Genomic DNA, 6475 nt, shown 5'->3' on the forward strand with positions numbered 1-6475 from the left:
CCGTGGACGACATGCTCGTGCCGAAGGAAAAGCACGGCCTGATCGAGCGCGCCGAGAAGGAAGTCAAGGAGATCGAGCAGCAGTACGTCTCGGGTCTCGTGACGGCCGGCGAGCGCTACAACAAGGTCGTCGACATCTGGGGCAAGACCGGTGACGAAGTGGGCAAGGTCATGATGGCCCAGCTCGCCAAGCAGAAGGTGCAGGACCGCCACGGCAAGGAAGTCGACCAGGAGTCGTTCAACTCCATCTACATGATGGCCGACTCCGGCGCGCGCGGCTCCGCCGCGCAGATCCGCCAGCTGGCCGGCATGCGCGGCCTGATGGCCAAGCCGGACGGCTCGATCATCGAAACGCCGATCACCGCGAACTTCCGCGAAGGCCTGAACGTTCTGCAGTACTTCATCTCCACCCACGGCGCCCGAAAGGGCCTGGCGGACACGGCGCTGAAGACCGCGAACTCGGGCTACCTGACGCGCCGCCTGGTCGACGTGACGCAGGATCTGGTCGTGATCGAAGAAGACTGCGGCACGCAGAACGGCATGAACATGCGCGCGCTGGTCGAAGGCGGCGAAGTGATCGAGTCGCTGCGTGACCGCGTGCTCGGCCGCGTGACCGCGATCGAAGTGCAGCACCCGGAAACGCAGGAGCAACTGCTCGGTGCCGGCGAAATGCTCGACGAAGACGTGCTCGACATGCTGGAGACGGCGGGTGTCGACGAGGTCAAGGTTCGCACCGCGCTGACCTGCGGCACACGCTTCGGCATCTGCGCCAAGTGCTACGGCCGCGACCTGGGTCGTGGCGGCCTGATCAACGTGGGCGAAGCGATCGGCGTGATCGCCGCCCAATCGATCGGTGAGCCGGGCACGCAGCTCACGATGCGCACCTTCCACATCGGTGGTGCGGCGTCGCGTGCGGCGGTGGCTTCGAGCGTCGACGCGAAGAGCGAAGGCCACATCGGCTTCAACGCGACCATGCGCTACGTGACCAACGGCAAGGGCGAACTGGTGGTGATCTCGCGTTCAGGCGAGATCATCATCTCCGACCAGCACGGCCGCGAGCGTGAGCGCCACAAGGTGCCTTACGGTGCACTGCTGAGCATCAAGCCCGACCAGCAGGTCAAGGCCGGCACGGTGCTCGCGAACTGGGATCCGCTGACCCGCCCGATCATCACCGAGTTCGCCGGCAAGGCGAAGTTCGAGAACGTCGAAGAAGGCGTGACGGTCGCCAAGCAGCTCGACGAAGTGACGGGCTTGTCCACGCTCGTCGTGATCGACCCGAAGCGCCGCGGCGCCACCAAGGTGGTGCGCCCGCAGGTCAAGCTGCTCGACGTGGCCGGCAACGAAGTGAAGATCCCCGGCACCGACCACTCGGTGACGATCAGCTTCCAGGTGGGCTCGCTGGTTCAGATCCGCGACGGGCAAGACCTGATGCCGGGCGAAGTGCTCGCACGCATCCCGGTCGAAGGCCAGAAGACGCGCGACATCACCGGCGGCTTGCCGCGGGTGGCCGAGCTGTTCGAAGCCCGCACGCCGAAAGACAAGGGCACGCTGGCCGAGATGACCGGCACGGTGTCGTTCGGCAAGGAAACGAAGGGCAAGGTCCGCCTGCAGATCACCGACCCGGAAGGCAAGGTCTACGAAGAGCTGGTGCCCAAGGAAAAGAACATCGTGGTCCACGAAGGCCAGGTGGTCAACAAGGGCGAGTCGGTGGTCGACGGCCCGGCCGACCCGCAGGACATCCTGCGCCTGCTGGGCATCGAGGAACTGGCGCGTTACATCGTCGACGAAGTGCAGGACGTTTACCGCTTGCAGGGCGTGAAGATCAACGACAAGCACATCGAGGTGATCGTTCGCCAGATGTTGCGCCGCGTTCAGATCGTCAACCCGGGCGAGACCGGCTACATCCTGGGCGAACAGGTCGAGCGTTCCGAACTGCTGGGCCGCAACGACAAGGCCCTGGCCGAAGGCAAGTTGCCCGCCACGCACAGCGATGTGCTGATGGGCATCACCAAGGCGTCGCTGTCGACCGACAGCTTCATCTCGGCGGCCTCGTTCCAGGAAACCACGCGTGTGCTCACCGAGGCTGCCATCATGGGCAAGCGCGACGAGCTGCGTGGCCTGAAGGAAAACGTCATCGTCGGCCGCCTGATCCCCGCGGGCACCGGCATGGCGTTCCACGACGCGCGCAAGACCAAGGAAGCCATGGACGACGCCGAGCGCAAGGCGATCGTGATGCAGGAAGCCGAAGAACTGGCGGCCGTGCAGTTGGCACAGGTCGACGCGGCGAGCGACGCAGCTGAATAAGCGTTCGTCTCGCACCGAAAGGCGGCCTGCGGGCCGCCTTTTTTTGGTCTGCGGAGTGAGCCCGGCGCTTGCGCCGACGCGCCTGGCTCAAGCCGCGGCGTTTGCGGCCGACCAGTCGAGCGGCGTCTGGATGGTCAGGCCGCGTGGTTGCGCCTTGCGCGCGAGCTTCAACACGGCTTTGTCGCGGCTCAGCAGCCACTGCGCGCCGCACGTCAACGCGAGGTCGATGAACTTCTGGTCGTCGGTGTCGGTGCAACGCAAGCGCGTGGTGGGGCCGGCCGGTGCGGGCACAGGCACTTCGACGCAGTAGCGGCCCCATGTCGACGCCAGCTGCGGTAGATCGGGGTGCCAGCGGTCCAGGTGGCCGCGGGCGAGCACATGCTGCAGTTCATCGCGCATCTCTGCGGTCGCGACCCAGCGCAAGGTGCCCGTTGTGAGCGCTCGCTGCAGCGCAGTGCATTGTGTGTTGCCGAAGAGCCAGCAGTCGAGGACGACGTTGGTGTCGAGCACGGCGATCTGCGGAAGGTGGCTCATCGGGCTGGGCAGGGGCGGGCAGGGCGTGCAACGGTAGCACCCGCGGCGCCTTGTGCGGGCCGGCAAGGGCGTGGCTTGCAGCGTTCAAGGCGTCGGCATACAATAGAAGGCTTTTCGGCAGACATTGCTGCGCTCTTTGCTGGGCAACCCGACGGAATCACGCTTTCCGTTCAGGTGTGCTTTTCCCAGAGTTGCAGGCGAAGAACTGGGCCCAACCGGCCCGTGCCGCCGAAAGCCAAGTGACTTCAAACGGGAACAAGTTACCAATGCCTACCATCAACCAGCTCGTGCGTCACGGTCGCGAGACCGAGATCACGAAGTCCAAGTCGCCGGCACTGCAGGGCGGCCCCCAGCGGCGCGGCGTGTGCACGCGGGTGTACACCACGACGCCGAAGAAGCCGAACTCCGCGCTCCGCAAGGTCGCCAAGGTTCGCCTGACCAACGGCTTCGAAATCATTTCCTACATCGGCGGCGAAGGCCACAACCTGCAGGAGCACAGCGTCGTGCTCGTGCGCGGCGGCCGCGTGAAGGACTTGCCCGGTGTGCGTTACCACATCGTGCGTGGCTCGCTCGACCTGCAAGGCGTGAAAGACCGCAAGCAGTCGCGTTCCAAGTACGGCGCCAAGCGCCCCAAGAAGGCTTAACAGCCGCACCAGCGACCCGGCCTTCGGGCTGTGGTCATGTTCGGCAAGTCTCCCGGCTTGCCGAGTAAGTTGGATGGCCCCACATGGGTTGTCCGCGGCAGTTGCGAAAGCACTTGCCAACTGAAGCAAAAGGAAGAGAAATGCCTCGTCGTCGCGAAGTCCCCAAACGGGACATCCTCCCCGATCCGAAGTTCGGCTCGGTCGATCTGTCGAAGTTCATGAACGTGATCATGGAGTCCGGCAAGAAGGCCATCGCAGAACGCATCATCTACGGTGCGCTCGAGCAGGTGGAAAAGAAGTCGGGCAAGGACCCGCTCGAGATCTTCGTCGTTGCGCTGAACAACATCAAGCCGATGGTCGAAGTGAAGTCACGCCGCGTGGGCGGTGCGAACTACCAGGTTCCCGTGGAAGTTCGCCCCGTGCGCCGTGTGGCGCTGGCCATGCGCTGGCTCAAGGAATCGGCCCGCAAGCGCGGCGAGAAGTCGATGGCCCAGCGCCTCGCCAACGAGCTGCTCGAGGCCGTCGAAGGCCGCGGCGGCGCGATGAAGAAGCGCGACGAAGTGCACCGCATGGCTGAAGCCAACAAGGCGTTCTCGCACTTCCGCTTCTAAGCAGAAAACCCGCTGTCTCCGGCCGCTCTTCGGGTTTTCACGAACCCGCGAGCGGCCCGTGTATTTGTCAAGTCCTTTGGAGTGCCATCATGGCCCGCAAGACCCCCATCGAGCGCTATCGCAATATCGGTATCTCGGCGCACATCGACGCCGGCAAGACCACGACCACCGAGCGCATCCTGTTCTACACCGGTGTGAACCACAAGATCGGTGAAGTGCACGATGGCGCGGCCACCATGGACTGGATGGAGCAGGAGCAGGAGCGTGGCATCACGATCACGTCGGCTGCGACCACCTGCTTCTGGAAGGGCATGGAGCTGGGCTATCCCGAGCACCGCATCAACATCATCGACACCCCCGGGCACGTCGACTTCACGATTGAAGTCGAGCGCTCGATGCGCGTGCTCGACGGCGCCTGCATGGTGTACTGCGCCGTGGGTGGCGTGCAGCCGCAGTCGGAAACGGTCTGGCGTCAGGCCAACAAGTACAAGGTGCCGCGCCTGGCGTTCGTCAACAAGATGGACCGCACCGGCGCGAACTTCTACAAGGTCGTCGAGCAGATGAAGGTTCGCCTGAACGCGAACCCGGTGCCCATCGTGATCCCCATCGGTGCCGAAGAAGGTTTCACCGGCGTGATCGACCTGATCAAGATGAAGGCGATCATCTGGGACGAGGCCTCGCAAGGCATGAAGTTCGACTACCGCGAGATCCCGGCCGAACTGCTCGAAGAGGCCAAGAAGTGGCGCGAGAAGATGCTCGAGGCCGCCGCCGAATCGAGCGAAGACATGATGAACAAGTACCTCGAGACGGGCGACCTGACCGAGGACGAGATCAAGCTCGCCATCCGCACGCGCACGATCGCCGCTGAGATCCAGCCCATGTTCTGCGGCTCGGCCTTCAAGAACAAGGGCGTGCAGCGCATGCTCGATGGCGTGGTCGACTTCATGCCGTCGCCGGCCGACATTCCGCCGGTGCCGGGCACCGACGACGACGACAAGCCCGTCGTGCGTCAGCGCACCGACGAAGAGAAGTTCGCCGCGCTCGCGTTCAAGCTGATGACCGACCCGTACGTCGGCCAGCTCACGTTCGTGCGCGTGTATTCGGGCGTGCTGAAGTCGGGCGACTCGGTCTTCAACCCGATTCGTGGCAAGAAGGAACGCATCGGCCGCATCTTGCAGATGCATGCCAACCAGCGCGAAGAGATCAAGGAAATTCTGGCGGGCGACATTGCCGCCTGCGTGGGCCTGAAAGAAGTGACCACGGGCGAAACCCTGTGCGACCCGGACTCGATCATCACGCTCGAGAAGATGATCTTCCCCGAGCCGGTGATCTCGCAGGCTGTCGAGCCCAAGACCAAGCCCGACCAGGAAAAGATGGGTATTGCACTGGGCCGCCTGGCCCAGGAAGACCCGTCGTTCCGCGTGCGCACCGATGAAGAGTCGGGCCAGACCATCATCTCGGGCATGGGCGAGCTGCACCTCGAAATCATCGTCGACCGCATGAAGCGCGAGTTCGGCGTGGAAGCCAACGTCGGCAAGCCGCAGGTGGCCTACCGCGAGACGATCCGCAAGAACGTGTCCGACATCGAAGGCAAGTTCGTGCGCCAGTCGGGCGGCAAGGGCCAGTACGGCCACGTCGTGCTGAAGATCGAACCGCAAGAGCCGGGCAAGGGCTTCGAGTTCGTCGACGCGACCAAGGGTGGCGTGGTGCCGAAGGAATTCATTCCCGCGGTCAAGAAGGGTGTGGAAGATTCGCTGCCGAACGGTGTGCTCGCCGGTTACCCGGTGGTCGACGTGAAGGTCACGCTGACCTTCGGTTCGTACCACGAGGTCGACTCGAACGAAAACGCGTTCAAGATGGCCGCGTCGCTCGGCTTCAAGGACGGTTGCCGCAAGGCCAACCCGGTGATCCTCGAGCCGATGATGGCCGTGGAAGTCGAGACGCCCGAAGACTACGCCGGCAACGTGATGGGCGACCTGTCGTCCCGTCGCGGCATGGTGCAGGGCATGGACGACATGCCCGGCGGCGGCAAGGTCATCAAGGCCGAAGTGCCGCTGTCGGAAATGTTCGGCTACTCCACCACGCTGCGCTCGATGTCGCAAGGCCGCGCCACGTACACGATGGAGTTCAAGCACTACAGCGAAGCTCCGAAGAACGTGGCCGACGCGATCATCACCGCGCGCGGGAAATAAACACGAGAGCGGGACTCGCTGCGCGAGCCCTTCTCTTTGGCGGTCTTCTTTGAGGCGCCGTTTGCTGCCAGTGGCAAACGGATCAACACCTCGTCGGAAACCTTAAACACCTCACTGGCAATGCTCTTTACTCTCAGGAGAACATGAAATGGCAAAAGGCAAATTTGAGCGCACCAAGCCGCACGTGAACG

At 63.8% G+C, this 6475-nt stretch carries 6 protein-coding genes; 4 read left to right on the forward strand and 2 right to left on the reverse strand.

The genetic code is table 11. The annotated features are described in order from the left end of the window. The coding region (locus AC30PD_RS15640; RefSeq protein ID WP_489536588.1) for a DNA-directed RNA polymerase subunit beta' at positions 1-2303 on the forward strand (2303 nt) is incomplete at its 5' end. An 87-nt stretch (positions 2304-2390) separates the two neighbouring features. Here the strand turns inward: AC30PD_RS15640 and AC30PD_RS15645 are convergent. Further along, positions 2391-2837 (reverse strand): PIN domain-containing protein, encoded by a 447-nt coding sequence (locus AC30PD_RS15645; protein WP_489536589.1) that lies wholly within the window; start codon positions 2835-2837, stop codon positions 2391-2393. A 266-nt stretch (positions 2838-3103) separates the two neighbouring features. Between AC30PD_RS15645 and rpsL the strand changes: the two genes are divergently transcribed. The 3 genes from rpsL (at position 3104) to fusA (ending at position 6284) form a co-directional block, all read left to right on the forward strand. Next, positions 3104-3481 (forward strand): 30S ribosomal protein S12, encoded by a 378-nt coding sequence (gene rpsL, locus AC30PD_RS15650; protein WP_047493174.1) that lies wholly within the window; start codon positions 3104-3106, stop codon positions 3479-3481. 140 nt (positions 3482-3621) lie between these two features. After that, positions 3622-4092 carry a 30S ribosomal protein S7 gene (gene rpsG, locus AC30PD_RS15655; protein ID WP_489536590.1) on the forward strand — a complete coding sequence of 157 codons (471 nt, stop codon included), beginning with the start codon at positions 3622-3624 and terminating at the stop codon, positions 4090-4092. 89 nt (positions 4093-4181) lie between these two features. Beyond that, positions 4182-6284: an elongation factor G gene (gene fusA, locus AC30PD_RS15660; RefSeq protein ID WP_489536591.1), complete on the forward strand. Its 2103-nt coding sequence runs from the start codon at positions 4182-4184 to the stop codon at positions 6282-6284. On the opposite strand, the gene AC30PD_RS15665 is transcribed toward fusA, so the two are convergent. Continuing rightward, positions 6227-6475: hypothetical protein (locus AC30PD_RS15665; protein ID WP_489536592.1), on the reverse strand; the 249-nt coding region annotated here is incomplete at its 5' end. The genes fusA and AC30PD_RS15665 overlap by 58 nt on opposite strands.

The organism is Rhizobacter sp., from assembly GCF_032229685.1.
Classification (GTDB): domain Bacteria; phylum Pseudomonadota; class Gammaproteobacteria; order Burkholderiales; family Burkholderiaceae_C; genus LMDS01.

Excerpts from the sequence above, each read along its gene's own strand:
- AC30PD_RS15645 (WP_489536589.1), bottom strand. The coding sequence starts at position 2,837 with ATGAGCCACCTTCCGCAGATCGCCGTGCTCGACACCAACGTCGTCCTC.
- rpsL (WP_047493174.1), top strand. The coding sequence starts at position 3,104 with ATGCCTACCATCAACCAGCTCGTGCGTCACGGTCGCGAGACCGAGATC.
- rpsG (WP_489536590.1), top strand. The coding sequence starts at position 3,622 with ATGCCTCGTCGTCGCGAAGTCCCCAAACGGGACATCCTCCCCGATCCG.
- fusA (WP_489536591.1), top strand. The coding sequence starts at position 4,182 with ATGGCCCGCAAGACCCCCATCGAGCGCTATCGCAATATCGGTATCTCG.